The following is a 1865-nucleotide window of genomic DNA, read 5'->3' as shown; positions in this document are numbered from 1 at the left end:
TGGCCGCGTACGCGCTCGAGACGCCACGCGAACACCGCGAGCTCCTTGCCCATGGTCGACGGCGTCGCGGGCTGACCGTGCGTGCGGGAGAGCATCGCGGCGTCGGCGTGCTCGACGGCGAGCTCGCGCAGCTTCGCGATCACGGTGTCGAGCGCCGGGAGCCAGACCTCTTCGACGGCGCGCTTCACGGTGAGGGCGTACGAGGCGGAGTTGATGTCCTCGCTCGTGGCGGCGAAGTGCGTGAGCTCGGCGATGCCGTCAAGTCCGAGCGTCGAGAGCCGGTCGCGCACGAGGTACTCGATCGCCTTCACGTCGTGCTGGGTGACGGCTTCCTTCTCGGCGAGCCAGTCGATCTCGGCCTGGCCGAAGTCGCGGTAGAGGGCGCGCAGGCGCTCCTTGTCGGCGTCGGAGAGCGGAGTCGTCTCGAACAGCGAGCGGTCGGTGAGTGCGATCAGCCACTCGACCTCGACCTCGACGCGCGCCCGGTTCAGGCCCGCCTCGGACAGGAAGTCGGCGAGACCGGTGACGGCGCCGCGGTAGCGACCGTCGAGCGGGCTCAGGGGCTGGGGCGGGAGCGAAGGCTGGAAAGTCAGGGGAGTCCTCCTGATCGGGCCCCTCAGAGGCGGGGCGTGCGGGGGAGACGCAGAGCGGGTTCGAGCTGACGGAACAGGCCCCGAGTCGCCGCCTCAATCATACCGAGCACGGAATCGAACATTTCCGCTCCCGCGTAGTACGGATCGGGCACATCGTGGCTCGAGGCGTTCGGGTCGAAGGCCAGCAGCAGGGTGACCTTGCCCTCCTCGTCCTCGTCGTGCGCCCACTCCCTCAGGATGCGCTCGTGGGTGCGGTCGAGCGCGACGACGAGATCGTTGTCGGCGAACGCCGCAGCGGTGAACTGGCGGGCGCGGTGCTGCGAGCCGTCGTAGCCGCGTCGGGCCAGCGAGTCGATCGTGCGGTGGTCGGCCCGCTCGCCGAGATGCCAGTCGCCGGTTCCCGCACTACGCGAGACGATGCGCGGGCCGAGTCCCTGCCGTTCGGCGAGGTCGCGGAAGACGACCTCGGCCATGGGAGAGCGGCAGATGTTCCCCGTGCAGACGAAGATCACGCGGAAGGGATCCGGGGATGTCACACATACATTCTGCCCGCCCTCGGGCGTCCTGCACAGCGCGAGCCGTCTCCCGCGACCTTCTGCACATCCCGAGCAGGCGTCGCTCTCTCCACCGGTCGTGCGGATCGGGTCGGGCGGGTGGCCCGTGATCGCGGATGCTGAGGCCATGTACTCGTTCGCGCACGACCTGTCCGGCGGCTCCTCCACGGCGTGGGGGCAGGTCCTGGCGTGTCGGGAGATCGGCGAGGCCCTCTCGACGCTCGAGGAGGCAGGAGCGACGCTGGTCTCGCTCATCGATGCGTCCGACTGGCGATCCGCGGGTCTCCGTGCGCTGAACGAGCTGCTCGCGCGAGTGCGTGATGACACCGCCGTCGAGATCGGGAACCTCGAGGTGAGGCGGTGGGAGCTGGCTGAAGGGAGTGCCGGATGAGGCGGATCACGAGTGCGGAGGCGTCGACGAACGCCGGGGAGCTGGAGATCGATCACGGCGGGGCGATCGCCGTCGACACCGAGCAGCTGCGCGAGGTCGGCGCGCGCCTGTGCACGGTGGCATCGAGGTTCGCCGAGGCACGCGAGGCGGTCGGTCGCGCGCAGGCGCTCCTCTCCTCCTCCGCGCAGGCGGATCCGCAGGTCGACCTCGGTGCTCTCCGACGCAGCGGCGAACGGGTGGGCATGCTGGGCGCCGAGATCGAGAACGCCGGCACCGGAACGCTGCTGATGGCCGATGCGTTCGAGGTGGTCGAGCTGCGAGCACAGG

General features: G+C 70.0%; 4 protein-coding genes. 2 read left to right on the top strand and 2 right to left on the bottom strand.

Going from position 1 to position 1865, the window contains the following annotated elements:
- A partial coding sequence (locus KZA10_RS13865) for a lyase family protein (RefSeq protein WP_256934864.1) occupies positions 1-593 on the bottom strand: 593 nt, incomplete at its 3' end.
- A gap of 23 nt (positions 594-616) precedes the next feature.
- A complete protein-coding gene (locus tag KZA10_RS13860; protein WP_031205790.1) occupies positions 617-1129 on the bottom strand; it encodes a low molecular weight protein-tyrosine-phosphatase in 513 nt (170 codons plus the stop codon).
- A 97-nt stretch (positions 1130-1226) separates the two neighbouring features.
- On the opposite strand from KZA10_RS13860, the gene KZA10_RS13855 reads away from it, so the two are divergent.
- Both KZA10_RS13855 and KZA10_RS13850 read left to right on the top strand, forming a co-directional pair.
- Positions 1227-1538 carry a hypothetical protein gene (locus KZA10_RS13855; RefSeq protein WP_141385720.1) on the top strand — a complete coding sequence of 104 codons (312 nt, stop codon included), beginning with the start codon at positions 1227-1229 and terminating at the stop codon, positions 1536-1538.
- On the top strand, positions 1535-1865 hold a 331-nt coding region (locus KZA10_RS13850; RefSeq protein ID WP_218683168.1), incomplete at its 3' end, for a hypothetical protein. The genes KZA10_RS13855 and KZA10_RS13850, both read left to right, overlap by 4 nt.

It is taken from the genome of Microbacterium sp. BF1 (genome assembly GCF_019279095.1).
In the GTDB taxonomy this organism is placed as follows: domain Bacteria; phylum Actinomycetota; class Actinomycetes; order Actinomycetales; family Microbacteriaceae; genus Microbacterium; species Microbacterium maritypicum.
This window is presented reverse-complemented; position numbering and strand designations above follow the sequence as displayed.